The 25,637-nt window shown below is 61.0% G+C and carries 25 protein-coding genes; 9 read left to right on the top strand and 16 right to left on the bottom strand.

Going from position 1 to position 25,637, the window contains the following annotated elements; translation table 11 throughout:
• The first annotated feature begins 36 nt into the window (after positions 1 to 36).
• A complete protein-coding gene (locus tag JN524_RS06760; protein WP_007965880.1) occupies positions 37 to 1,356 on the top strand; it encodes an MFS transporter in 1,320 nt (439 codons plus the stop codon).
• Positions 1,357 to 1,489: 133 nt separating this feature from the next.
• Here the strand turns inward: JN524_RS06760 and JN524_RS06765 are convergent, their stop codons facing one another.
• Positions 1,490 to 2,245, bottom strand: coding sequence for a COG4705 family protein (locus JN524_RS06765; RefSeq protein WP_202368885.1), 756 nt, complete (start codon positions 2,243 to 2,245; stop codon positions 1,490 to 1,492).
• 342 nt (positions 2,246 to 2,587) lie between these two features.
• Here JN524_RS06765 and JN524_RS06770 point away from each other — a divergent pair, with 342 nt between their 5' ends.
• A complete protein-coding gene (locus JN524_RS06770) occupies positions 2,588 to 2,821 on the top strand; it encodes a hypothetical protein (RefSeq protein WP_202368886.1) in 234 nt (77 codons plus the stop codon).
• Positions 2,822 to 3,074: 253 nt separating this feature from the next.
• A complete protein-coding gene (locus JN524_RS06775; RefSeq protein WP_202368887.1) occupies positions 3,075 to 3,704 on the top strand; it encodes a flavin reductase family protein in 630 nt (209 codons plus the stop codon).
• Between the two features lie 6 nt (positions 3,705 to 3,710).
• Here JN524_RS06775 and JN524_RS06780 read toward each other — a convergent pair whose 3' ends face one another.
• Complete coding sequence (locus tag JN524_RS06780; protein ID WP_007965872.1) at positions 3,711 to 3,953, bottom strand: hypothetical protein; 243 nt, start codon at positions 3,951 to 3,953, stop codon at positions 3,711 to 3,713.
• Positions 3,954 to 3,996: 43 nt separating this feature from the next.
• The gene (locus JN524_RS06785; protein WP_027612495.1) at positions 3,997 to 4,350 is read right to left on the bottom strand and encodes an antibiotic biosynthesis monooxygenase family protein; all 354 of its coding nucleotides are present in this window, start codon (positions 4,348 to 4,350) and stop codon (positions 3,997 to 3,999) included.
• Between the two features lie 428 nt (positions 4,351 to 4,778).
• Between JN524_RS06785 and JN524_RS06790 the strand changes: the two genes are divergently transcribed.
• Positions 4,779 to 5,708, top strand: a complete 930-nt coding sequence (locus tag JN524_RS06790) for an AraC family transcriptional regulator (protein WP_202368888.1) — start codon at positions 4,779 to 4,781, stop codon at positions 5,706 to 5,708.
• Positions 5,709 to 5,859: 151 nt separating this feature from the next.
• On the opposite strand, the gene JN524_RS06795 is transcribed toward JN524_RS06790, so the two are convergent.
• The 6 genes from JN524_RS06795 to JN524_RS06820 form a co-directional block, all read right to left on the bottom strand.
• A complete protein-coding gene (locus JN524_RS06795; protein ID WP_202368889.1) occupies positions 5,860 to 6,915 on the bottom strand; it encodes an ABC transporter ATP-binding protein in 1,056 nt (351 codons plus the stop codon).
• A 13-nt stretch (positions 6,916 to 6,928) separates the two neighbouring features.
• Positions 6,929 to 7,777 (bottom strand): ABC transporter permease, encoded by an 849-nt coding sequence (locus tag JN524_RS06800; RefSeq protein WP_123588623.1) that lies wholly within the window; start codon positions 7,775 to 7,777, stop codon positions 6,929 to 6,931.
• Positions 7,774 to 8,679 carry an ABC transporter permease gene (locus JN524_RS06805; protein WP_202368890.1) on the bottom strand — a complete coding sequence of 302 codons (906 nt, stop codon included), beginning with the start codon at positions 8,677 to 8,679 and terminating at the stop codon, positions 7,774 to 7,776. Before JN524_RS06805 ends, JN524_RS06800 begins: the two co-directional genes overlap by 4 nt.
• A gap of 243 nt (positions 8,680 to 8,922) precedes the next feature.
• Entirely contained in the window at positions 8,923 to 10,026 is a 1,104-nt protein-coding gene (locus JN524_RS06810) for an ABC transporter substrate-binding protein (RefSeq protein ID WP_202368891.1), read from the bottom strand.
• 217 nt (positions 10,027 to 10,243) lie between these two features.
• Entirely contained in the window at positions 10,244 to 11,695 is a 1,452-nt protein-coding gene (locus tag JN524_RS06815) for an aldehyde dehydrogenase family protein (RefSeq protein WP_202368892.1), read from the bottom strand.
• The gene (locus JN524_RS06820; RefSeq protein WP_202368893.1) at positions 11,692 to 13,329 is read right to left on the bottom strand and encodes a 5-guanidino-2-oxopentanoate decarboxylase; all 1,638 of its coding nucleotides are present in this window, start codon (positions 13,327 to 13,329) and stop codon (positions 11,692 to 11,694) included. Before JN524_RS06820 ends, JN524_RS06815 begins: the two co-directional genes overlap by 4 nt.
• Positions 13,330 to 13,559: 230 nt before the next feature.
• On the opposite strand from JN524_RS06820, the gene JN524_RS06825 reads away from it, so the two are divergent.
• Entirely contained in the window at positions 13,560 to 14,441 is an 882-nt protein-coding gene (locus tag JN524_RS06825) for a LysR substrate-binding domain-containing protein (RefSeq protein WP_202368894.1), read from the top strand.
• 117 nt (positions 14,442 to 14,558) lie between these two features.
• Here the strand turns inward: JN524_RS06825 and JN524_RS06830 are convergent, their stop codons facing one another.
• Both JN524_RS06830 and JN524_RS06835 read right to left on the bottom strand, forming a co-directional pair.
• Positions 14,559 to 15,173, bottom strand: coding sequence for an NAD(P)-dependent oxidoreductase (locus JN524_RS06830; protein WP_202368895.1), 615 nt, complete (start codon positions 15,171 to 15,173; stop codon positions 14,559 to 14,561).
• A gap of 93 nt (positions 15,174 to 15,266) precedes the next feature.
• Positions 15,267 to 16,145 carry an MBL fold metallo-hydrolase gene (locus JN524_RS06835; RefSeq protein WP_202368896.1) on the bottom strand — a complete coding sequence of 293 codons (879 nt, stop codon included), beginning with the start codon at positions 16,143 to 16,145 and terminating at the stop codon, positions 15,267 to 15,269.
• 114 nt (positions 16,146 to 16,259) lie between these two features.
• Here JN524_RS06835 and JN524_RS06840 point away from each other — a divergent pair, with 114 nt between their 5' ends.
• Both JN524_RS06840 and JN524_RS06845 read left to right on the top strand, forming a co-directional pair.
• Positions 16,260 to 17,165, top strand: a complete 906-nt coding sequence (locus JN524_RS06840; RefSeq protein WP_202368897.1) for a LysR family transcriptional regulator — start codon at positions 16,260 to 16,262, stop codon at positions 17,163 to 17,165.
• Positions 17,166 to 17,305: 140 nt separating this feature from the next.
• The gene (locus JN524_RS06845; protein ID WP_007964044.1) at positions 17,306 to 17,482 is read left to right on the top strand and encodes a hypothetical protein; all 177 of its coding nucleotides are present in this window, start codon (positions 17,306 to 17,308) and stop codon (positions 17,480 to 17,482) included.
• A 131-nt stretch (positions 17,483 to 17,613) separates the two neighbouring features.
• Here the strand turns inward: JN524_RS06845 and JN524_RS06850 are convergent, their stop codons facing one another.
• Positions 17,614 to 18,498, bottom strand: coding sequence for a helix-turn-helix domain-containing protein (locus JN524_RS06850; RefSeq protein ID WP_007964041.1), 885 nt, complete (start codon positions 18,496 to 18,498; stop codon positions 17,614 to 17,616).
• 177 nt (positions 18,499 to 18,675) lie between these two features.
• On the opposite strand from JN524_RS06850, the gene pobA reads away from it, so the two are divergent.
• Complete coding sequence (gene pobA / locus JN524_RS06855) at positions 18,676 to 19,869, top strand: 4-hydroxybenzoate 3-monooxygenase (RefSeq protein ID WP_202368898.1); 1,194 nt, start codon at positions 18,676 to 18,678, stop codon at positions 19,867 to 19,869.
• Positions 19,870 to 19,948: 79 nt separating this feature from the next.
• A complete protein-coding gene (locus JN524_RS06860; RefSeq protein WP_202368899.1) occupies positions 19,949 to 21,466 on the top strand; it encodes a DHA2 family efflux MFS transporter permease subunit in 1,518 nt (505 codons plus the stop codon).
• A 121-nt stretch (positions 21,467 to 21,587) separates the two neighbouring features.
• Here the strand turns inward: JN524_RS06860 and JN524_RS06865 are convergent, their stop codons facing one another.
• The 4 genes from JN524_RS06865 to JN524_RS06880 all read right to left on the bottom strand — a co-directional run bounded on the left by JN524_RS06865 (position 21,588) and on the right by JN524_RS06880 (position 25,576).
• A complete protein-coding gene (locus JN524_RS06865) occupies positions 21,588 to 22,436 on the bottom strand; it encodes a cache domain-containing protein (RefSeq protein WP_096795121.1) in 849 nt (282 codons plus the stop codon).
• Between the two features lie 230 nt (positions 22,437 to 22,666).
• A complete protein-coding gene (locus tag JN524_RS06870; RefSeq protein ID WP_202368900.1) occupies positions 22,667 to 23,521 on the bottom strand; it encodes an ATPase in 855 nt (284 codons plus the stop codon).
• A 116-nt stretch (positions 23,522 to 23,637) separates the two neighbouring features.
• Complete coding sequence (locus tag JN524_RS06875; RefSeq protein ID WP_027612479.1) at positions 23,638 to 24,630, bottom strand: NAD-dependent epimerase/dehydratase family protein; 993 nt, start codon at positions 24,628 to 24,630, stop codon at positions 23,638 to 23,640.
• A 52-nt stretch (positions 24,631 to 24,682) separates the two neighbouring features.
• Positions 24,683 to 25,576, bottom strand: coding sequence for a LysR family transcriptional regulator ArgP (locus JN524_RS06880; RefSeq protein WP_202368901.1), 894 nt, complete (start codon positions 25,574 to 25,576; stop codon positions 24,683 to 24,685).
• Positions 25,577 to 25,637: the final 61 nt, after the last annotated feature.

Raw genomic sequence — 25,637 nt, forward strand, 5'->3', positions numbered from 1 at the left:
GCGCTCCACAAAAACAATTAAACGAAGGATCCTTCAATGGATAACTCCAACGCCCTGCCCCTTGGGTCGGCTGCCGCGCCCGCCAAAGAAAGAACCACCGCCAGCCGGATCAAATCGATCTTCAGCGGCTCGGTCGGCAACATGGTCGAGTGGTACGACTGGTACGTCTACGCCGCCTTCTCGCTGTACTTCGCCAAGACCTTCTTCCCCGCCGGTTCCACCACCGCGCAACTGATGAACACCGCCGCGATCTTCGCCGTGGGCTTCCTGATGCGTCCGATCGGTGGCTGGCTGATGGGCCTCTACGCCGACAAGGTCGGTCGCAAGAAAGCCCTGATGGCCTCGGTCTACCTGATGTGCTTCGGCTCCTTGCTGATCGCCCTCAGCCCGAACTACGAAACCATCGGCATCGGCGCGCCGATCCTGTTGGTCTTCGCCCGCTTGCTGCAAGGCCTGTCGGTCGGCGGCGAGTACGGCACCTCGGCCACCTACCTGTCGGAGATGGCGACCAGGGAACGTCGCGGCTTCTTCTCCAGCTTCCAGTACGTGACCTTGATCTCCGGCCAGCTCATCGCGCTGGGCGTGCTGATCGTGCTGCAGAACATGCTGACCACCGAACAGCTGTACGCGTGGGGCTGGCGTATTCCGTTCGCCATCGGCGCACTGTGCGCGATCGTCGCGCTGTACCTGCGTCGCGGCATGGAAGAGACCGAGTCGTTCACCAAGAAGGAGAAGTCCAAGGAAAGCGCGATGCGCACCTTGATGCGCCACCCGAAAGAACTGCTGACCGTGGTCGGCCTGACCATGGGCGGTACGCTGGCGTTCTACACCTACACCACCTACATGCAAAAATACCTGGTGAATACCGTCGGCATGAGCATCTCCGACTCGACCACCATTTCTGCCGCCACGCTATTCCTGTTCATGTGCCTGCAACCGATCATCGGTGGCCTGTCGGACAAGATCGGTCGTCGTCCGATCCTGATCGCTTTCGGCGTGCTCGGTACGATCTTCACCGTGCCGATCCTGATGACCCTGCACACCATCCAGACCTGGTGGGGCGCGTTCTTCCTGATCATGGCGGCACTGATCATCGTCAGCGGCTACACCTCGATCAACGCTGTGGTGAAGGCCGAGTTGTTCCCGACCGAAATCCGCGCGCTGGGCGTCGGCCTGCCGTACGCACTGACCGTGTCGATCTTCGGCGGTACCGCCGAATACATCGCGCTGTGGTTCAAGAGCATCGGCATGGAAACCGGTTACTACTGGTACGTGACCGCGTGCATCGCGGTGTCGCTGCTGGTGTACATCACCATGAAAGACACGCAGAAACACTCGCGGATCGTGACTGACTGATCGGGAATTCACAGCCACTGCAACGGTGGCTGTGATGGCCCTTTCGCGAGCAGGCTCGCTCCCACATTGGATCTGTGATCGACACAAATCCCTTGTGGGAGCGAGCCTGCTCGCGAATGAGACGACTCGAGTATCAAGTCAACTCGGCAACCGGCGGCTTGCCATAACGCTTCTGCGCATACGACGCGCCGACAATCATCACCAGCAGAATCCCCGCCAGCACCGCCGACGAGCCGATGGTGCCGAAGTCCAGACCGCCCTTTTCATGGGGCTTGGTCATCAGGTCACCCAGGGTCGCACCGAACGGCCGGGTCAGCACGAACGCCACCCAGAACAACAGCACCGACGAAATTTTCGTGAAGTATTTGAGCGCCACGACCACGGCAATGGTCGAGCCGATCAGCAGCGCGCCACCGGCAAAACCCAGGCCCGAATCATCGGCCAGATAGTCGCCAAGCGCCGTGCCCAGAGTGTTGGAAAACAGAATCGCCATCCAGTAGAACATCTCGCCCCGAAAGGTCTGCACCTTGCTGACGTTCAGAGAATCGCCGCTCAGGCGCCAGGCCGTGAAGATCGCCAGCAGAATCGCAATCAGGATCATCGATCCGGTGGCGTAGCCCAGTCCCAGGGTGCGGTCCATGAAGTCGGACATGGTGGTGCCGGCGGTGCTGGTGGAAAGAATCACGATCCAGTACAGCAGCGGCTTGTAGGTCTTGGCCAGCAACTGGCTGATCAGGGTCAGCACGAACACGCTGATCAGGATCAGCGAGCTGAGGGCGTAACCAACGTTGAGGGTCATCGACAGCAAGTCCCCCGCGGTTTCCCCCAGGGTCGTCGCGCAGATTTTCATGACCCAGAACGCCAGGGTGATTTGAGGCAGTTTGTTCATCGCAAGCAAAGCTCCAGTGTGAGACGGCCGGTTCTTGGTTTTCTGGCCGTGGGCAGACTGGCGTTGTGCCGGTGAAAAACCGGTCGGCAACAGATGAAAAATCCGTCATATCGCGAAAAACAGCGATTAATCCCCCATTAATGCAACCCTTGCATCCTGCCAATACCTGATCGATGACCTGCGCGGCGTTCGCTCCCGACAGTGGAAGCCCATTCAATGCGCCGCCCTTAATATCAGGTTAATCGATTGTTTTTAGCATTTATTTACGCTTTTTAATCAATTTAGTTGGCGTAGCATTAGATCCAAGCAAGACACATCGCCAACCCATCTGGAGTAACTGACATGAAAACCAAACTGATCCTCGCCCTGACCCTGTCCGTACTGGCCGCCAATACCTTCGCTGCCGATGGCTCGGACAAAACCAAATCGGCCGAATTTATTTCCGGCGCCAGCGCCGCCATCGAAACCAGCCACTCGGGCACTTACGCCGATGACGGTTTCGATAAAACCAACATCGGCAAAACCGTGGCCGCCGATGGTTTCGACAAGACCGGTACTGCTGCAGCCATCAGCTAAGTATCTGCAGTCCTTCCACAGCCCGGCTTAGGCCGGGCTTAGTCATTTCTGAAGCCGCACAATTCTCAAATCTACCAAAATCCCCTGTAGGAGCTGCCGAAGGCTGCGATCTTTTGATTTTGTTTTTAAGAGCAAGATCAAAAGATCGCAGCCTTCGGCAGCTCCTACAGTGGGATCAGCGTTTGACTGGAAATACGTGGTGCGCTCTTACACTATGGCGTCTTTCAGAATGCCCTCTTGAGGAACCCCAGCCATGTCCGATGACATTCACTTCTACGAACCCGCCAACGGCCACGGCCTGCCCCACGATCCGTTCAACGCCATCGTCGGCCCGCGCCCTATCGGCTGGATTTCTTCGCAGGATGCCAATGGGCAGTTGAACCTGGCGCCTTACAGCTTCTTCAACGCGTTCAACTACATTCCGCCGATCATTGGTTTTTCCAGCGTCGGGCGCAAAGACAGCCTGAACAACATCGAACAGACCGGCGAGTTCGCCTGGAACCTCGCCACCCGTCCGCTGGCCGAGCAGATGAACCAGAGCTGCGCGATGGTCGCGCCTGAGGTCAACGAGTTTGAACTGGCGGGGCTGACGCCGGCGGCGTCGAAGGTGATTGCGGTGCCACGGGTAGCCGAAAGCCCGGTGTCCTTCGAGTGCAAGGTCACGCAGATCATTCAGTTGCAGCGCGCCGATGGCGAAACCGTGCCGAGCTGGCTGATTCTCGGCGAAGTGGTCGCCGTGCATATCGCCAAGTGGCTGTTGAAGGACGGGATCTACGACACCGCCGCGGCAGAACCGATTCTGCGCGGCGGGGGGCCGGCGGATTATTTCCAGTTGGGGCCTGAAGCCCTGTTCAAGATGTGGCGCCCGGGGGCGGGCAAGTAAGCGCAGTTACCAGATCAGCTCGGCGTCATCAGTGACGCCCTTGAGGCGGTCCAGCTCATTGATGGCAGCCTCATCGGCAGCGATGGCGCCGGGGAAAACCTGATCACCCAGCAGTTTGTGGAAGCGTGGCGCACCGCCATCGACCAGGGCCTTGACCGCGATTGCCGCGTGGTAACCCTTGTTGCCGCCCAACTCGACGGGGACGACTGCGGAGACTGCTTCGAAGTGTTCAAACTCTTTACGTGCCATGGCACACATCCTGGCTCAGACCAATAAGCCGGACATTAAACCCTCAACCGGCGAGTTTGTGTATCGGTGCCGGACATTGTCCGAGCGCCTGCGCTGCCGACACCTCTTTGAAGGTGTGGAAATCCAGGCTGTTGACCACCAGGTCCTGGACCAGTTCGGCAAAGATCTGCATCGACGGGCTGTTGAAATACGCGGTCATCGCCTGTTGATGGCTCCAGAAACCGGAAACCAGCCACAGCTCCGGATCGCATTGCGAATGCTGCAGGGCAAAGTTCAGGCAACCGGGGGCGTTGCGTGACGGTTCGATCAAGGCACTGAGGCGTACACCCAGTTCGGCGGAGCGTCCGGCGCGCGCTCGAACGAAGGCCATATGGCTGACGGGAATCTGCTTGGACATGTTCAACCCTCCCAGGGAGTCGCGTGGCAGCCGGGGGACGGGCTGCGACAGGATCCAAGGTTAAGTGCCGGGCGCAAGGTGCCGTTAGTCGATTCCTGCCGCTGCGTTGCACAATCCTGCGAGACTGCACAAACGCCCGATGTCGACGGGTAGAAACCTGTCACACCGCTGTCACAACGCTTTTGTGTAGGAGCTGCAAGGCTGCGATCTTTTGACTTTTGTTTTTAAAATCAAAAGATCGCAGCCTTCGGCAGCTCCTACGGGGGATTCGACTGCAGGTCGCTATGCATCGGGTGCAGGTTGATGGCGGTGGCACAAAACCAGCCGATGCAGAATCAGGCAAGCATTTGACAGGATGTGTCTACCGCTTGCGCTTGCACAAATATAGGCTCTGCCCCATTCCACCGTCTTAGCAGAGGATGCCGTGCATGACGTCATTCGATCGTTTCCAGTGTCCGCCCGATGCCGACATGGAAAAACAGCGTGCAGAACTCGCGGCGATCATCCGCCGCAACACCACGGACGACGGCAGTTACCAGACCGCCATCGGCTCGCTGTTCATGTCGCGCCATACCCAGTCCCATGACTTCGCCCCGGTACTTGCGCAACCGGCGTTGTGCATCATGGCCCAGGGCCGCAAAGAGGTGCGCCTGGCCGATGAGTTCTTCAATTACGACCCGCTGAATTACCTGGTGGTCTCGGTCTCGATGCCGCTCAGCGGGCGGGTGGTGAATGTCTCGCCCGAAGAGCCGATCCTCGCCGTGCGCCTGGACATCGACCCGGCGGAAATCACCGCATTGATTGCCGACGCCGGCCCCATGGGCGTGCCGACCCGACCGACCGGGCGCGGCCTGTATGTGGAAAAGATCGACAGCGCGATGCTCGACGCGGTGTTGCGTCTGGCGCGACTGCTGGATGCGCCGAAAGACATCGCCATGCTCGCGCCACTGATTCGCCGGGAGATTCTCTATCGCCTGCTGCGCAGTCCGCAGGGTCACCGTTTGTATGAAATCGCGATTGCCAACAGCCAGAGCCACCGCATCAGCCAGGCGATCAAATGGCTCAACGGCAACTTCGAACAGCCGCTGCGCATCGATGATCTGGCGAAAGAAGTGAACCTCAGCGTCTCGACCCTGCATCACCGCTTCAAGGCGATGACCGCGATGAGTCCGCTGCAGTATCAGAAACAATTGCGCCTGCAAGAGGCGCGGCGTCTGATGCTGGCAGAAGGGCTGGAAGCGTCGGCGGCGGGCTATCGCGTGGGTTACGAAAGCCCGTCGCAGTTCAGCCGCGAGTACAGCCGCTTGTTTGGTGCGCCGCCGTTAAGGGATCTGGCACGGTTGCGGCAGTCGGTCTGATCAAGGTGTTGTGCTGTATCGACTGACGCCATCGCTGGCAAGCCAGCTCCCACAGGGTTTTGTGCTGAACGCAGAATTTGTGCACACCCGAAAAACCTGTGGGAGCTGGCTTGCCAGCGATGGGGCCAGTCAAGACAACTTCAATCCAGAATCAGGCACCGAGGATCCGACACGCCTCGCTCGGCAACGTCACCGACACCGGATGCCCGATCCCCAAACCGATCCCCTGACACGGCGTGCTCAATGCGGTGAACGTCACCCCGGAACACTCCACCGTGGTCTCGATGGTCGCGCCGATATCGCGCACGAACGTCACCTTGCCGAGCAAGCGATTGCCCGCCGTAGCCTGCGGCGCGGACAGTTGCAGGTCCTCGGGGCGAATCAGCATCTTCACCTTCTGCCCCACCTCGATGCTGCTGCAGATTGGCACTTGCAGCGCATCACCGCCCGGCAAACTGACCTTGCCGTCGCCCAGCGCCGTGGCCGGAAAAATGTTGCCCGAACCGATGAAGTCGGCGACGAACTCGTTGGCCGGATGCCGATAGATTTCGATCGGCGTGCCCACCTGCTGCACCTTGTGCTCGCCCAGCACCACGACGATGTCGGCCATGGTCATGGCTTCGCGCTGGTCGTGGGTGACCATGATCGTGGTGATGTTCAAGCGCTGTTGCAACTGGCGGATTTCCACCTGCATCGACTCGCGCAGCTTGGCGTCCAGCGCCGACAGCGGTTCGTCGAGCAGGAGGATTTTCGGCCGCGAGGCGATGGCCCGGGCAATCGCCACCCGCTGCCGTTGCCCGCCGGAGAGTTTCGCCACCGGTCGGTCGATCATCGCCTGCAACTGGATCAACTCCAGCAATTCCACCACCCGCGCCTGCTGCTCGGCCTTGCTCACGCCGCGCAGTTTCAGCGGGTAGGCGATGTTCTCGCCGACGGTCATGTGCGGGAACAGCGCCAGCGACTGGAACACCATGCCGAAGTTGCGCAGGTGCGCCGGGGTGTGGCCGATGTTCTCGCCATCCAGGCGAATCTCGCCGCCGGTCAGGGTTTCCAGCCCGGCGATCATCCGCAGCAAGGTGGTTTTGCCGCAGCCCGACGGGCCGAGAAAACACACCAGTTGGCCTTCCGGCAAATGCAGATTGACGTCCTGTACCGCGCAAGCCGAGCCGTAGAATTTCTCGACGTTTTCCAGAATCAGACCAGTCATGTTGCACCTCAAATCAAAAGGAAACGCCGCCCTCGCCCACCAGCTTCTCCAGCGCCCAGATCAGGACGAAGTCGATCAGCACGATCAGCACGGCAAACGAGAACACGGTAGGGTCGAGCGATGACACGGTGCGGCTGTACATCCAGATCGGCACGGTCATGACGTCGATGGTGTAGAGGAAATAGGTCACGGTGAATTCATTGAACGAGACGATGAACGCCAGCAGCATCCCCGCCAGAATCCCCGACTTCATCAACGGCACCACCACGTCGACAATCGCCCGCAGCGGTGAAGCGCCGAGCATCCGCGCGGCTTCTTCGACTTCGCTGCCGATGGAGAGCATCGCGGCGGTGCAGTTTTTCACCACGAACGGCAGCGCCAGAATCACGTGGGCAATCACCAGTCGCGAAGTGGTCAGGTGAAACGGCAGGCTGTCGAACACCAGCAGCAATGCCAGGCCCAACACCACCATCGGAAACACCAACGGCAACGACATCAGTTGCAGCGCCACGGCTTTGCCACGGAACTCGCAACGGGTCAGCGCATAGGCGGCAGGCACCGCGATCAGCGTGGCGAAAACCATGGTCAGGCACGACACCAGCAGGCTGGTAGCCATGGCCTGGCCGAGACTCAGCACGTCGCTGGCGTCTGGCGAGACGAAGGTGTGCCAGGCCGCCTTGTACCACTGCAGGCTGTAGCTGCTCGGCGGGAAGTCGAGATTCGACGCACCGCTGAACGACATGACGATCATGGTCAGGATCGGCAACACCGCCAGCAGCAGAATGAACCCGGAAAGGATCCCGGCGAACTTGCCAGTGTCGCCGGGCAGCAGCGCCATGCGCTTCTTGATCAAAGTACTCATTGCGATGCCTCCAGCAGACGCCGACGACGGCCGGTGATGTATTCGGACAGGGTCATGATCGCCAGCGTGGTGACGATCAGCACCACCCCGGCCGCCGATGCCGCGGGCCAGTTCATCAGCGGCGCGATCTGGTCATGCACCATCACCGCGAGCATCGGTACCCGGCGGCCACCGAGCAGCAACGGCACGACAAAACTGCTGGCGTTGTAGGCGAACACCAGCGTCGCTCCGGTGATGATCCCCGGCAGACTCATCGGCAACACCACCTGACGGAACACCTGAAAACGGCTGGCACCCAGTGTCGCCGCCTCTTCGTAGGTACGCGCAACACCACGCATGGCGCTGGCAATCGGCAGCACGGCCAATGGGAACGCGGTCTGCACCAGCCCCATCAGCACGCCGTTCTGGTTGTACAGCAGCATGATCGGGCGCTTGATCAGGCCCAGGCCCATCAGCGTCTGGTTGAGCATCCCGCCCGGGCCGAGAATCACCAGCCAGCCGTAGCTTTGCAGCAGCAGGTTGACCAGCAGCGGCAGCAACACTGCGGCAAGGAAGATCCGCCGCACGAACGGCGAGGTCAGCCGTGACATGGTGTACGCCACCGGGATCGCCAGCAGCACCGCGATCACTGCACTGATCAGCGCCAGACGCAGGGTCAGCAGCAGCGATTTCAGATAGTAGGGTTCGAGCAATTGCGCGTAGCTGGCGAGGCTGAACCCGCTCCATTCCGCGCCTTTTGTGCCGACGCTCATGCGCAGCACCAGCAGGCTGGCCGCGATCAGCACACCGAGAAACAGCATCGACGGCGTGAGGAAAAACCACGCCCGGGCGGTCGGCGAAATACCGCGCGCCGGGCGCACGTCAGCGGCGCCGACCGGTTGGGTCAGGGATTGATGTTCCATAGCAATGATCTCGTCAATGGAAAGCTAATCTCGCAAACACCTCAATCTCCTGTGGGAGTCATTTTTTGTGGTGAGGGGATTTATCCCCGACCGGCTGCGAAGCAGTCGCAAAACCATCGTGCGCGGTACATTTGATGCACCGTATTTGCTGATCTTGGGGCAGCTACGCTGCCCATCGGGGATAAATCCCCTCACCACAGGACTCGCTCCCACAGGGGGCCCGTGGTGTTCGGGAGGCCGGCGTCAGGAAGAAAAAATTTCCGTATAGCGACGAATCCATTGGTCATGCACGGTCGCCAGGAAGGCGTTGTCGTGCATGATCGCCTTCTCGGCAATCTGCTCCGGCGTGAGGATGTACGGGCTCTTGCGCGCTTCGGCGGAGATGATCGCCTTAGCGTTGACCGGGCCGTTGAAGATGTCTTCGGCCATCTTGCCCTGCACCAGCGGGTCGAGAGAGTGGTCGATGAAGGCGTAGGCCAGGTCGGTGTCGCCCGGCCGGTTCTTCGGCATCACCGAGAGCATCAGGTCGGTGTAAAAACCTTCCTTCATGCCGAACGTGGCACCGAGGCCGTAGTTCGGATCGCGGATCTGCTTGGGGAAAAATGCCGGGGCGTACAAGCCGCCCATATCCAGTGAACCGGTGCGGAACAGCTCGGCGATCTGGTTCGGGTTCTCGCCCAACGTCACCACACGATCCTTGAGCTCGGCGAGTTTCTTGAAGCCCGGTTCGATGTTGTGTTCGTCACCGCCGGCCAGTTTCGCGGCGATGATGATCAGGTCCATGGCCTCGGTCCAGTTCGGCGGCGGCAGGAAAATGTTCGGCGCCAGCTCGGCGTCCCACAACGCGGCGTAGCTGTCCGGTGCCTGTTTGAGGGTGCGGGTGCTGTAGACCAGACTGTTGCACCACAGCAGGTAACCGATGCCGTGCCCGTTGGCGCCGGTGCGGTATTTTTCCGGTACGTCGATCAGGTTGGGAATGCGGTTGAGGTCGGGCTTTTCCAGCAGTCCGGCGGCGGCCAGACCTTCGGCGCCGACCCCTGCCAGGGTGATGATGTCGTACTGCGGACGGTCACCGCCGGCCTTGAGCTTGGCGACCATTTCCGAGGTGCTGCCGGTGCGGTCGGCGATGACCTTGGCGCCGGTCTTGGCCTCGAAGGTGGCGGCAATGTTGCGCAGTGCGGCGAGGCCGGTGTCATCCGACCAGGTCAGCAAACGCAGAGTCTTGCCGGCGAACCGAGTGTCGCTGGCGCTGGCCCGGATGAAGGGCATGCTCAGGGCCGCCGCCGCTACCGAGGCGACGCCGACGGTTTTAATGAATTGACGCCTGTTCAGATCATGCTCGCCCATGAAGGACTCCCTTTGTTCTTTTAAGTATGAGGTTGGTCGCAACCGTTGCATCCGCGCGGCCGGATCCGCTGCAGGCCTTGTATTAAAAGGCCTGCAGCGCTGCCGACGGGTTCATCCTGAGGTCGTGCAATACACCTGACTATCGATAAAAACTCATCGAAGCCATGACACCGACGCATGCCTCGTTGCGAGGCATGCACTCACCGTTTTCGGGCGTTCAGAGCGCCCGGATCACGTGTTTGATTTCCTGAAACGCAGCCAGGCCCCACGGCCCCAATTCACGACCGATGCTGCTCTGCTTGTAACCGCCCCACGCCGTCTGCGGGAAGATCACTTGCGGCGCGTTGAGCCATACAAGCCCCGCCTGCAGGGCGTTGGCGACGCGGTCGGCGGTCTCGGCGTTACGCGTCACCACACTGGCGACCAGCCCGAACTGGCTGTCGTTGGCCAGGGCAATCGCCTCGGCTTCGCTGCTGAAACTGCGCACGCAGAGCACCGGGCCGAAAATCTCTTCACACCACAACGCACTGTCGAGGGGCACGTCGGTGAACACTGTCGGCTGCAAAAAATAGCCGCGTGGCAGATCCGCCGGACGATTACCGCCGCACACCAGCTTCGCCCCGGCACTCAAACCGCGATCGATGTGGCCGAGCACGCGCTGGTATTGCGCCTGATTGACCAGCGCGCCCATCTCCACGTCCGGGTCGAACGGATCGGCCACGCGAATCGCTTGCGCGCGCTTTTGCAGACGCTCAAGAAACTCATCGGCCAGCTCATCGGCGACCAGCACCCGGCTGGTGGCCGAGCACATCTGCCCGGCGTTGAAGAAACCGCCGCCGCAGGCCAGTTCCACCGCCAGTTCCAAATCGGCATCTTCAAGCACCAGCAGCGAAGATTTGCCGCCCAGTTCCAGGCTCACGCCCTTCACCGTTTCGGCGGCGCGCTGCATCACCTGCACGCCGACGGCATTGCTGCCGGTGAAGGAAATCTTGGCGATGCGCGGGTCCGCCGACAGCGGTGCACCGACCGCCAGACCGGTGCCGCAAACCAGGTTGAACACACCGTCGGGCAAGCCGGACTCGGCAATGATCGCCGCCAGTTCCAGCTCCGGCAGCGGCGTGACTTCCGACGGTTTGAGCACCACGCAGCAACCGGCGGCCAAGGCAGGCGCAAGTTTCCACGCGGTGGTGACCATCGGGAAATTCCACGGCACGATCAGCCCGACCACACCGCACGGTTCACGACGCAGACGCGCGCTGAAGTCATCGCTGGGCAGCGCCACGTTGCTGTCGAGTTGTGCGTCGAGGCCTTCGGCCAACCCGGCGTAATACTCGAAGGTGGCGATCACATCATCGACGTCGATCGCCGCTTCGAATTGCGGTTTGCCGTTGTTGCTCGACTGCAGCTTCATCAGATGATCGCGGCCGTTGCGCACGCCATTGGCGATGTTGCGCAGGATCGCACCGCGCTCGGCACCGCTGGTTTTCGACCAGTGCTTGAACGCTTCAGTGGCCGCGCTGACCGCCAGATCAACCGCGCTTTCATCGCCGCCATTGACCGTGGTTAGCAGCGCTTCGGTCGCCGGATTGATCACCCGCAGGTGTTCACGCCCGGCCGACCATTGACCGTTGATGTACAGGCCATCGAGTGTGGTTGGGAAATTGATCATTGGGCCACCGCCTGCATCCATTGGTTCTGTTCGATTTCGATCAGGGTCGGGCCCTGACGATCAGTGGCGGCACGCAGCGCGCCGCGCAATTGCTCAACCGAGCTGATCGCTTCGGCGGCGCAGCCCAACGCCTTGGCAACGCCGATGAAGTCCGGGGTGTAGATGTCGACGCCGACCGGTTCGATGGCGCGGTTGACCATGTATTTTTTGATCTCTTCGTAGCCCTGGTTATTCCACAGCAGGATGATCACCGGCGTGCGCGCTTCAACCGCGCTGGCCAGTTCCGGCAGGGTGAACTGCAAGCCACCGTCGCCGATCAGGCACACCACGGGTGGACGAGCGCCGCCCTCGACGCTGCCGCCAAGCCACGCGCCAATCGCCGCCGGCAAGGCATAACCGAGGGTGCCGTAACCAGTGGACGAGTTGAACCAGCGCCGTGGTCGCTCCGGGTTGAAGGTGAGGTTGCCGGTGTACACCGGTTGTGTGGAATCGCCGACGAATACTGCGTCCGGCAACTCGTGCAGTACGGTTTCCAGAAAACGGGTCTGGGCCAGGGTTGGCACGTCCCAGGTCGCGGCCAGTTCATCGCGCAGACGCGCTGCCCGCACCTGGCCCCAATCATTGCGCCGCTCGGCCAGCGCCTGCTGCGACAGTGCGCCGAGCAGCCCTTGTGCGGCGTTGCGCGAGTCGGCGACCAAGGCCACGTGCGGCGGATAGTTGCGCACGGTCTGGTCGGCGTCGATGTCGATGCGCAGCAACTTGCCGGGGATTTCAAAGCCGCCGGCGAAGGTCACGTCATAATCGGTTTCGGCCAGTTCGGTGCCGATCGCCAGCACCACGTCGGCATCGGCGACCAGTGCGCGGGTCGCGACCAGGCTTTGCGTTGAGCCGATCAGCAGCGGATGGCTGGACGGCAACATGCCTTTGGCGTTGATGGTCAGCGCCACCGGGGCGTCGAGCAGTTCGGCCAGTTCGGTGAGTTCGGCGGCGGCATCGATCGCGCCGCCACCGGCGAGGATCAACGGACGCTGAGCGCCGGCCAGCAACTCAGTCATGCGCCGTACGGCAGCCGGTGCGGCCCCGGCGCGGTCGATGTGCACCGGAATGCTGGCGAGCAGTTCATCGGCTTCTTCCACCAGCACGTCCAGCGGAATCTCGATGTGCACCGGACGTGGACGCCCGGCCTGAAACAGCGCGAAAGCACGGGCCAGCACGCCCGGCAATTCCGCAGCGGACATCAGGGTGTGGGAGAACGCCGCGACGCCACCGACCAGCGCGCTCTGGTTCGGCAGCTCATGCAGCTTGCCGCGACCGCCGCCCAACTGGCTGCGGGTCTGCACGCTGGAGATCACCAGCATCGGGATCGAGTCGGCGTAGGCCTGGCCCATCGCGGTGGTGATGTTGGTCATGCCCGGGCCGGTGATGATGAAGCACACACCCGGTTTGCCGCTGGTGCGCGCATAGCCGTCAGCCATGAATCCGGCGCCCTGCTCGTGCCGTGGAGTGACGTGGTTGATGCTCGAACGGGCCAGCCCGCGATACAGTTCCACGGTGTGCACCCCGGGAATGCCGAACACCTGCTCGACCCCGTAATCCTCGAGTAACTTGACCAGTACTTCGCCACACGTCGCCATGTCGATTGCCCTTCTTGTTCGTTTGAGACACAAGGCCTTTGTGTAGGAGTGAGCCTGCTCGCGATGGCGTCTTCACATTCAACATTACGGTGACTGACACACCGCTATCGCGAGCAGGCTCACTCCTACAAAGGGCCCCTTCAATGAGCTCATTGAACGGGCGGCAGGTAGCGGCAACAATCGATTAAAAGTCATACTAGCCATGTCCTCACGTCATACCTTGGATCCACATGAAACGACTGCCTCCCCTGCCCGCCCTGCACACGTTTCTGATTACTGCGCAGTGCTGCAACTTCACCCGGGCAGCCGAGCAGTTGCACATCACTCAGGGCGCAGTGAGCCGGCAGATTGCCGGGCTGGAAGATCATCTGGGGTATGAGCTATTCATCCGTCTGGCCCGAGGCCTGGAACTGACCGCCGAAGGACGTGAATGGCTGCCCCGGGTGGAAAAGATCTTCGGCCTGATCAGCGAGGCCACCGAGCAGATCGGGCGCAAGCGGCAAACCCTGCAACTCAAGGCGCCAAGTTGCGTGATGCGCTGGCTGGTGCCGCGCCTGCTGCAATGGCAAAAGGAACGCCCGGACGTGCCGGTCAAACTGACCACCACGCTGGCCCATGGCGTCGACTTCCAGCGCGAGCAATTCGATGCGGCGGTGATCTACGGCACGCCGCCGGACAACTCCTCGACTGCCCTGCATCTGTTTGATGAACAACTGACGCCGGTCTGTTCGCCAGCGTTACTGAAAGGCCCACCGGCGCTGAGCGAACTGGCCGATCTGCAACAGCATCTGCTGCTGCATCCGACCCGCGACACCCAGGACTGGACGGTGTGGCTGACTGCTGCCGAATTGCAGTTGAGCAACGTCAACACCGGGCAGCATTTCGAAACGCTGGATCAGGCGATGTCGATGGCGTCGCATGGAACGGGGGTGGCGATTGGCGACTGGTCGCTGATCGGCGACGACCTGCGCGCGGGGCGGCTGGTGATGCCGTTTGATCTGAAGGTGAAGACGGGGCTGGGCTACTACGTGGTGATGCCGCAGGGCGGGGAAGCGTCGCCGCAGTTGGAGGAATTGATGATCTGGCTGGTGGAACAGGCGCATACCCGCTGAATCAGCACATTCCCCTGTAGGAGCTGCCGCAGGCTGCGATCTTTTGACTTTGATTTTAAAAAACAAGATCAAAAGATCGCAGCCTGCGGCAGCTCCTACAGAGGTTGCGTTTGCAGGTCAGTAGCCGACCGTAAACCGCTGACGCGAATGCTTCGGCGTTTCCACTTCGTCAATCAGCGCAATCGCGTAATCGGCGAAGGTGATCCAGCTGCGACCTTCAGCACTGAACAGCAAATGATCCTTGCCAACGCGGAAGGTACCGGTGCGCTCACCTTCGACGAACTCGGCCGATGGCGAGAGGAAGATCCAGTCCAGATCCTTCTCCTGACGCAAGGCATCGAGGAACGCCGCGCCAGCGCTGGCCTCGGTTTTGTACTCGGCGGGGAAACCGGCGCTGTCAATCACTCGGGTGTCGTCCGGCAGCAACAGCGAACCGGCACCGCCAACCACCAGCAGACGTTTCACGCCCGCCTGCTTCACCGGACCGACCACGGCGCTGGCCGGGATGGTGGCGAAGTGCGCGGCGCTGATCACCACGTCGTGACCGGCCACTGCCGCTTGCAGCGCCGTCGAATCCAGCACATCGACATTCTTGCTGACCACACCGCTACGCGAGCCGATCTTCGAAGTGTCGCGGGCGATGGCAGTGACGCTATGCCCGCGACGCAGGGCTTCCTCCAGCAGTTGGCTACCGGCACGGCCGGTGGCACCAATGATTGCGATCTTGCTCATGACATTCTCCAGTTGGCTTGAGAGTTTCAACGACGGCATAAATCTAATCGTGAAGCGGTATTCCCTGTGGACCTCTGTTTCAGATCAATCGGGTTACCACTTCATCTCGCCCTTGGCGACTTTGGCGCTCAGTTCCAGCGAGCTTTCTTCGCCGAGTTTCGGGTAGCGCTTCTGCATGGCCTTGATCAGTGCGGCGGAATCCTTGGCCTTGGCGGTTTCTTCGTCGAAAGCCTTAATGTAGTCGGCGGTGAATTTCACGCTGGCCAGCGAGCGGCTGCTCTCGCCCAGGTAGTGACCCGGCACCACGGTTTTCGGCTTCAGGGTTTCGATCGAGTGCAGGGTTTGCAGCCAGTCGGCGTGGGATTGCGCGGTCTGGGTATCGGCCATCCACACATGAATATTCTCGGCGACCACAACGCCACCGACCACGGCCTTGAGCGACGGAATCCACACGAAGCTGCGATCCGGTTGTTTGCCTTCAAGACCGACCACCTGCAATTTCTGTCCTTCGAGCATCAGGCTATCGCCCTTGAGCACGCCCGGCACGATGGTTTTGGCCGGTACGTCGGCGCCCATTTTCGGGCCCCAGAAGGCGAGTTTGCCGGCGACGGTTTTGTTGATGTGATCCACGGTCGGCTGCGAGGCCAGCACTTCGGCGTCGGGGAAGGCCTGGGTCAGGGTGTCGAGGCCAAAGTAGTAATCCGGGTCACCGTGGCTGATGTAAATGGTGGTCAGGTGCTTGCCGCTGGCGCGGATCTTCTCCACCACCTGCTCGGCCTGGGCCTTGCCGAATTGTGCATCGACCAGGATCGCGTCTTTCTCGCCGCTGACCAGCACCGAGGTCACCGGAAAAATCGCGTTGGTGCCTGGGTTGTAGACATCCAGGGTCAGGTTGGCGGCAGCGGCGTGGGCCGCAAAACCGAGGGTGGCGGTGGCCAGCAATACGCGCTTGAAGGTAGTGAAGCCGATCATCTGTTGCTCCGTGATCCAAATGCCGTGTTTGGCGATGGGACAGAGCTTAGTTGCCTGACTCGGTACAAAAAATGCGATGCTTGGACATAGTTTGTTTCTGAAAGCGGGCAAATCATGGATCGTCTTCAAGCAATGCGCGTGTTTGTCACCGTGGTGGATCTGGGCAGCCAGTCGGCGGCGGCCGATCATCTGGACCTGTCACGGCCAGTGGTGTCGCGCTATCTGGCGGAGCTGGAAGACTGGGTCGGCGCGCGCCTGATGCACCGCACCACACGCAAATTGAGCCTGACTGCCGCCGGCAGCGAAATCCTGCCGCGCTGTCGGCAGATGCTCGAACTCTCGACCGACATGCAGGCGGCGGTCAGCGAACCCCACGATGCGCCGCGCGGTTTGTTGCGCATCAGCGTCAGCACCTCGTTCGGCCAGGCGCAACTGGCCGATGCGATGGCGGCGTACGTCAAACGTTACCCCGGGGTCAGCATCGACCTGCAGATGCTCGACCGCACGGTGAATCTGGTGGATGAGCGTATCGATCTGGCGATCCGCACCAGCAATGACCTCGATCCGAACCTGATCGCCCGGCGCCTGACCGTGTGCCGCTCGGTGGTCTGCGCCGCACCGGTTTATTTGCGCGACAACCCGCCACCGCAACGGGTCGAGGACCTGAGCCGACACAACTGCCTGACCCACTCCTACTTCGGCAAGAGCCTGTGGCATTTCGAGGAGGACGGCGAGCCCGTGTCGGTGCCGGTGCAGGGCAACATCAGCGCCAACGAGGCCAGCACTCTATTGCGCGCAACCCTGGCCGGTGCCGGCGTGGCGATGCTGCCGACCTATCAGGCCGGGGTGCATGTGCATGCCGGTGAACTGGTGCGCCTGCTGCCGGGTGCCGAGCCGCGGCAGATGAACATCTACGCGGTGTACGCCTCACGCAAGCATATGCCGGCGGCGTTGCGCAGCATGCTGGATTTTCTGGTGCAGCGGTTTCCCGAGAATCCAGAGTGGGATGTGGGGCTGTAGAAAAGCAAAAGATCGCAGCCTTCGGCAGCTCCTACAGAGGAAATGCATTCCAAATGTAGGAGCTGCCGCAGGCTGCGATCTTTTGATCTTGTTCTATGCTGAAAGTAATACCGCAGGGTATGCGTTCAGAGGTCAACGCCATGAACATCAGAACAAGAAGGTACTTCGCGATTTTCATCACCTGCGCTGCCACGCTGGCGCTGTACGGCACCGCGGCCTGGCGGGTCGAGCAACTGCGACAACTGCCGCGCGAATACGCCAGCTGCAATTTCGAGCGCTGCATTCCGCACAATGCGACGCTTAACGCATTGCGCTGATTCGGGTTGCTATCAACCCTGTGGGAGCTGGCTTGCCAGCGATGGCGGTGGCCCAGACGCCTTCAGTTCTGACTGACAGGACGCAATCGCTGGCAAGCCAGCTCCCACAGGGGGCGGCGGTGTCTACAAGATCACTGTTCGGCCTTCAGCCGGTCGCGAAACGCCTTTGGCGAAATCCCCACCCTGCGCCGGAACAGGCGCGTGAAGTTGGTCGGATCGGAAAACCCCAACAACTCCGACATCTCGTAAATGGTCATGCTGGTGTAGGTCAGCAAACGTTTGGCTTCCAGTAACTGGCGTTCGTGCATGATCTGCAGCGCTGGCTGCCCTGCCAGTTCGCGGCAGGTGCCATTGAGGTGTGATACCGAAATCCCCAGGCGATGGGCGAGGTCTTCGACCTTCACATGCTGACGGTACGTCTCCTCCACCAATTGAATGAACCCGTTGAGGTACTCGCGCTGGCGTTGCGGCCGCTGGCTGGCGTTATGGCGCACGAGCGCCTGACGACTGACCCAGACCATGATCACACTGACCAGCGAATGCATGAGCATTTCCCGCGCCGGCTGATGGCCGTTGTATTCGGCCTGCAACGCGGAAAACAGACTGTTCAGGTACTCCGCGTCCTTGCCCGCCGGGTAGTGCTCGGCCTGGGCCAGTGCGTGCACCGAACTGCCCAGTTGCGCCTGCAGGTGATTGATCAGCGGATTGGCGAGGGTGACGACGAATCCTTCGACGTCCTCGGAAAAGCGAAAGCCATGCACCGACAACGGTGGCAGGACTTGAATCGCGGGTTGGTTGAGCTGCGTGCGTTGACCTTCGATTTCAAGCTCTGCCTGACCTTTGAAGACGAAGAGCAACTGGCACAAATCGGCGTGGCGGTGGGGTTTGATTTCCCATTGATGTTCGCGGCTGCGTTTGGAAATGGTTTCACAGTGCAGCAAGTCAGGGGTCGGCCAGTCCAGGCTTTCACCGTAGAGCTTGAACACCGGAATCGAAGGCAGGTCAGGCTTGTTCATCACTTCAATCCAGGCCTCGAGGTTGCGGGCGATAATCGCACCGATTGGCAGAATGTACAGGTATCGGCTCAGTTTTCACCTTCAATTGACAGACCCGCAAGGGAAAAATGCAAGCACTCGATCCATAAAAATCATTCACCGGCGCCTGTCGCGTGAAGCTTGCGAGTCATAAAAACAATGAAAACGCTGAAAACCCAAGTCGCCATCATTGGCGCCGGTCCGTCCGGATTGCTCCTCGGTCAGTTGCTGCACAACGCCGGCATCGACACCCTGATTCTCGAACGCCAGACACCCGACTATGTCCTCGGACGAATTCGCGCCGGCGTGCTTGAACAAGGCATGGTAGAGCTGTTGCGCCAGGCCGGCGTAGGCGCGCGCATGGATGCCGAAGGACTGGTGCACGCCGGCTTCGATCTGGCACTGGATGGGCGTCTGGCCCACATCGATCTGCAGGCTTTGACCGGCGGCAAGACCGTCATGGTTTACGGTCAGACCGAAGTCACGCGCGACCTGATGGCCGCTCGTCGGGAGGCCGGGGCGCTGTCGTTTTATGAAGTGAGCGATGTCGTTCCTCACGGCATGAAAAGCGACGAGGCCTTTGTCACCTTCGAAAAGGATGGCGAAACCTGGCGCGTCGATTGCGATTACATCGCCGGTTGCGACGGCTTTCATGGCGTGGCCCGGCAGTCGATTCCCGAGTCCTGCCTGAAGATCTTCGAACGGGTCTATCCGTTCGGCTGGCTGGGGATTCTCGCCGACACCCCGCCGGTGCACGAAGAGCTGGTCTACGCCCGGCACGAACGCGGCTTTGCCCTGTGCAGCATGCGTTCGGCCACCCGCACCCGTTATTACCTGCAAGTACCGGCCGAGGAGAACGTTGCCGACTGGTCCGACGAGCGCTTTTGGGCTGAGCTGAAAACCCGTCTGCCCGCCGCGCTTGCCGAGAAACTGGTGACTGGCCCGTCGATTGAAAAAAGCATCGCGCCGCTGCGCAGTTTTGTCGTCGAGCCGATGCAGTACGGGCGGATGTTTCTGCTTGGCGATGCCGCGCATATCGTCCCGCCCACTGGCGCCAAGGGCCTGAACCTGGCCGCCAGCGATGTCAGCACGCTGTTCAATATCCTGCTGAAGGTTTATCGCGAAGGGCGCACCGATCTGCTGGAGAAATACTCGGAAATCTGCCTGCGCCGGGTATGGAAAGCCGAGCGGTTTTCCTGGTGGATGACCTCGATGCTGCACCGTTTCGACGAGCACGATGATTTCAGCCAGCGCATCAGCGCCTCGGAACTGGACTACTTTGTCAGTTCAGAAGCCGGTCGAAAAACCATTGCAGAAAATTACGTCGGACTTCCGTATGAGGCTATCGAATAGCCTGCTATCGACTTACACTGGCGAGCATTCCCGCTCGCCTGACGAACTGCGGGACTCTCACTGCCCGCAGGTTTTGCCCGTGACCAATCTTCACCAGCCTGAAACACCCAAACCGGCCATTCGCAGCGTGCTGGTCGCGCTGATGCTGGCAATCTTTCTCGGCGCACTGGACCAGACCATCGTCGCCGTCTCGATGCCCGCCATCTCCGCACAGTTCAAGGACGTCAGCCTGCTGGCCTGGGTGATTTCCGGGTACATGGTGGCGATGACCGTGGCCGTGCCGATCTACGGCAAACTCGGTGATCTGTACGGACGGCGCAAACTGATGCTGTTCGGCATGGGCCTGTTCACCCTCTCCTCGCTGTTTTGCGGGATGGCGCAAAGCATGGAACAACTGGTGCTGGCGCGGATTCTCCAGGGCATCGGTGCCGGCGGAATGATTTCGGTCAGTCAGGCGATCATCGGCGACATCGTCCCGCCGCGCGAACGCGGGCGTTATCAGGGTTATTTCAGCAGCATGTACGCGGTGGCCAGCGTCGCCGGGCCGGTGCTCGGCGGCTACATGACCGAGTATCTGTCGTGGCGTTGGGTGTTTCTGATCAATCTGCCACTGGGGCTGGGCGCCTGGTGGGTTGCCAATCGCAATCTGCGCGGGCTGCCGATTCCGCAGCGCAAACCGATCATCGACTACCTCGGCACGCTGTTGATGATCATCGGTTTGACCGCGCTGCTGCTGGCCATCACCCAGGTCGGTCAGGGTCATTCGTGGCGCAGCAGTGAAGTGCTCGGTTTGTTCGCCTGCGCGGTGCTGGTGCTGGCGGTGTTCGTCTGGCATGAACGCCGGGCGCGTGAGCCGCTGCTGCCGATGCACTTGTTCACCAACCGCAACGCGTTGCTGTGCTGGTGCACGATTTTCTTCACCAGTTTTCAGGCGATCTCGCTGATCGTGCTGATGCCGCTGCGCTTTCAGAGCGTCACCGGTGCCGGGGCCGATGCGGCGGCGTTGCACTTGCTGCCGCTGGCGATGGGGTTGCCGATTGGCGCTTATTTCGCCGGACGCCGCACCTCGGTCACCGGCCGTTACAAACCACAGATTCTGACCGGCGCGCTGCTGATGCCGATCTCGATTCTCGGCATGGCGTTCAGCCCACCCGATGCGACGCTGCTCAGCAGCCTGTTCATGCTGCTCAGCGGGATTGCCGGCGGCATGCAGTTCCCGACTTCACTGGTGGGTACGCAGAACTCGGTGGAGCAACGCGACATCGGCGTCGCCACCAGCACCACCAACCTGTTCCGCTCGCTGGGCGGCGCAGTGGGTGTGGCGTTGATGTCGGCGCTGTTGCTGGCATTGTTGCAGGATTCGAGTTTTGCCCACCTGGCGAGCAACTCGCTGCTCAGCGAAGGTCATTCGGGCAATGTGCTGCTCGACGGTTTGAACGCCGCACCGGGTGATGCACAGAACGCCTTGCGCGCCGAGCTTTCGGTGACGTTCCGGCATTTGCTGTGGGTGAGTACGGCGGTGTCGCTGCTGGGGCTGGCGGCGGCGATTGCGATGCCGAACAACCTGCTGCGCGGGCGCGAGCACGGCGCCAAATAACAGCAACACCTTGATCCCCTGTAGGAGTGAGCCTGCTCGCGATGAGGGTGTGTCAGTCGACATTATTGTTGAATGACACACCTTCATCGCGAGCAGGCTCACTCCTACAAAGGCAGTTCACTCAGGGACTGTAGTAACCCACCGCCACCAGAAAATGCCCGACCTTCTTCAGATACGCATGCTTGTCCTCGACCTTGCCGGTCACCGGGTTTTTCCAGCGGTATTCGTATTCACCGTCGTCCTGTTTGGCGATCAGCGCCAGAATCGGCTCACCCACCGGTTTGCCTTCCGGGTCCTTGATCTTGCTGAAATCGGTGTTGATCAAGCGCAGGTTGGTGCCGTGGGCAACGTAGCGTTGGGTGTCCAGATCGACCACGAACACGTACAGGTCATCCTGCAGATACCCGCCCTTGAGCGAGTTGATGGCCGTCAGCGTGCCCTTCTCGTTTTTCCCCAGATCGGTAGCAGCCTTGTCGAGAAGTGCCTTGGCCTGCTCGGCTGAAGCGCGCGGCAAGTAATAACCGACGGCCAGAATGCGCTGGCCGATGCGCTGGTAATACACATGTTTGCGCTCGACCTTGCCGTCGGCCCAGTTCTGCCAGCGGTATTCGGCTTGCTGGATGCCGTTGCCTTCCGGCACCAGCAGGGCGTCCTTGAAAGCTTTCTGCAAATCCGGCGCAAGCACTTCGCTGACGTCACGGCCGATCAAGGCTGAGGACGGCCCGCCGCTGGCGAGCATCACGCCTTTGGTGTCGACTACGAACACGTAGCGATCCTTGTCGACGAACTCGCCCTGACGGCTGAACGCGGCGAAGGCCTTGTCACCATTGTCGTGGTAATAGGCCAGCGCCTTTTCCAGCAGCGCAATGGCGGCCTTGCTGTCGTCCTTCTGCGCGGTGGCGGCGTTGACCTGCCCTGCCCCCACAAAAAGCATCACCCCGAGCCACGCCACTTTATGCAAAAACCCCATAACGCATCCCTCGTTCTTGTTGGTGTTTCAAGAGCGTAGACGGCTTGGGGTCGGACGGGGGCGCCGCATCCTGTAGCGAGGGGATTTATCCCCGATGGGCTGCGCAGCAGCCCATATTCAGGCAACACACATTTCCTGACACACCAAGTTGATACCAGGGAGCTGCTGCGCAGCCCCATCGGGGATGAATCCCCTCACCACAAAGGTCCCTGGCTACAGTTCATCAGGCCCTACGGCCGGGCATTGATCTGCTGCTGCAGGTTCTGGATCTGCGCCTGCAGGGTGTTGAGGTTGCGGGTCATCTGCCCGCGGAATGCGTCGAACTCGGCGGTATTGCCGCCACCCTGCGCAGCGGCCGGACGGTTGTCCTGTTCACTCTTGAGAACGACGATTTCCTGCTCCAGACGCTCGATCGCCGCGCTCGGATTGCCTTGCTTTTTCAGCGCGGTGATATCAGCGCCGAGGCTTTTCAGCTGCGCGTCATAACTCTTGAGCTGAGCGTCGACCTTACCGGTGTCGGCCGGGGCGCTTTTCAGGGTCGCCAGTTCGGCGCTCAAGGCTTTGACCTGAGCCTGCAACTGGGTATTGGCGTTCTGTTGTTCGGTGGTCTGCGCGGTCATCTGCGCCAGACGCTTGTCCAGATCGCTGGCCTGACCGACCACGCCTTGCTGCTGTTTGCTCTGATCCAGCAACTGGGTTTCCAGCTGTCTGATCTGCAGCTTCAAGGCTTCGCTGTCGCTGTTGACGTTGCTCTGGCTGGCGACGACCTTGCCGGAAATGTCCTGCAGGCGCCCCGCCGCTTCCTCGCTGATGCGCGCAAAGCTTTCCTGGGTCGCGACCAATTGCTGCTCCATCAGCGAAATCTGCTGGAAGCTCCACCAGGCCAGACCGATGAAGGCGAAGAACAGCGCGCCGACCAGTGCCCACAACGGCCCGGTACTCGCGGCCTTGACCTTGACCACCGGCGGCGTGCGCGAGTGCACCGAGGTGCGGGCGGAGGGCGGAATGTCATCGTCGTCAAAGGTGTCGGCCCGCAGGCTCGGTACATCGTCGAAATCGTCGTTGGCATCGTTACGCATGGACATTGAGGCAACCTTTGTGGAACGCGGTGATGGCTAAATGCTGCGAAGTATAACCGCCGCAGCCGCAGGGATTGACCCTCAAGCGGCAGTGCGGTTCATTGCCGGCCGACCGACTTGTATCAACGGATGTCCTGAGCTTTCCACCAGCCACAGAACTCGTCGAGGGCCGACCACAGGCTGACTTTCGGATCGTAGTCCAGATAATGCCGGGCGCGGCTGATGTCGAGGGTGAAATTTTTCTTCATGACTTGCATGCCCAACCGCGAGAGGGTCGGCTCCGGGCGGCCCGGCCAGAGTTTGCACACGCCTTCGTTGAGCGCAGCAACGCTGTAGGCCAGACCGTACGAACGGTATTTGCTGACCTGCGGCACTTCCATCTTGCGCATCACATAATTGACCACATCCCACAGCGGCACCGGCGCGCCATTGCTGATGTTGTAGGCCTTGCCCAACGCGGAACCGGCTGCCAGCAGACTGCTGAGCAGCGCTTCGTTGAGGTTCTGCACGCTGGTGAAGTCGACCTTGTTCAGACCGTCGCCAATGATCGCCAGACGCCCCTTGCGCTGCATGTTCAGCAGGCGTGGGAAGATGCTCATGTCGCCGGCGCCAGTGACGAAACGCGGGCGCAGGGCAATGGTTTCCAGACCGAATTCCTGCGCGCCAAAGACCTTTTGCTCGGCCAGGTATTTGGTCGCCGCGTAGTGATGTTTGAAGCGCTTGGGCACTTGCTCTTCGGTCAGGCCGAGATGATCGCGGCCATCGAAGTAGATCGATGGCGACGACAGATGCACCAGCCGCCGCACGCGCTGCTTGAGGCAGGCTTCGACGACGTTTTCGGTGACCTGCACGTTGCCCTGATGAAAGTCCTGATAGCGCCCCCACAAGCCGACGGCGCCGGCGCAGTGCACCACGGCTTCGACGTCGGCACAGAGCTCGCGCACCAGATCCGCATCGGTGAGATCGCCCGGGACGAACTCGGCGCCACGGCGCACCAGATGCTCGACGCTCTCGGCCCGGCGACCGTTGACCCGCACGTCCAGGCCCTGCTCCAGCGCGAAACGCGCAAAGCGTCCGCCAATGAAGCCGCTTGCGCCGGTGACCAGAATTTTCATGTAACGCTCCGATGTCTTTCGTTTACCTATACGTCTTTCTTGACGCTGACCATCAGCCCAAGGGCACCAGCCAGCGCGGTGAAGAACGTAGCAATTGCTCCGTCAGCAAGGCCAGCAGCTGACCGCCATTGCGCCAATGATGCCAGTACAACGGCACATCGATCGGTTTATCTGGCAACAGTTCGCGCAATACGCCGCGTTGCAGTTGATCGCGCACTTGCAGTTCCGGCACCAGGCCCCAGCCGAACCCGGCTTCGGTCAGACGCACAAATCCTTCGGAGGACGGGCACAAATGATGCTCGAAACCACCATTGACACCGAGCGATGCGAGGTAGCGATGCTGGAGAAAATCGTCCGGGCCGAACACCAGCGCCGGGGTCCTCGGCAGCTGTTCGGCACGCACCCCGTCGGGGAAATGCCGCTCGATGAACGCCGGACTGGCCAGCGCCCGATAACGCATCGCCCCGAGCAACACGCTACGCGCACCGGCCACCGGGCGCTCGCTGGCACAGACACACGCCGCCACTTCCCCGGCACGCATGCGCTTGAGGCCGACGGTCTGATCTTCCACCACCAGATCCAGCAATAAATGCTGCTCGGCGCAGAAATCACCCACGGCTTCGGCCCACCAGGTGGCGAGGCTGTCGGCGTTGAGGGCGATGCGCAAACGCTCCGGCAGGCCTTCTTCGTCGAGCGCCGGCACCAGGGTCTGCAAGTCACGCTCGAGCAGGCGCACCTGCTGGACATGGTTGAGCAGCCGCCGGCCAATCTCGGTCGGCGATGGCGGCGTGCCGCGTACCAGCACCGGTTGGCCGACCCGCGCTTCCAGCAGTTTGATCCGCTGGGAGATCGCCGATTGCGACAAGCCCAGCACCTGCGCGGCGCGTTCGAATCCGGCCTGCTCGACCACGGCGGCCAGAGCGGAAAGCAATTTGTAGTCGAACATCAGTTTTCCTAATGAGCGATCAGCACTATTGGTTTTTCTTATACCGCTTTCGACCGGAGAA

This window comes from Pseudomonas sp. MWU318, from assembly GCF_016756945.1.
In the GTDB taxonomy this organism is placed as follows: Bacteria; Pseudomonadota; Gammaproteobacteria; order Pseudomonadales; family Pseudomonadaceae; genus Aquipseudomonas; species Aquipseudomonas putida_A.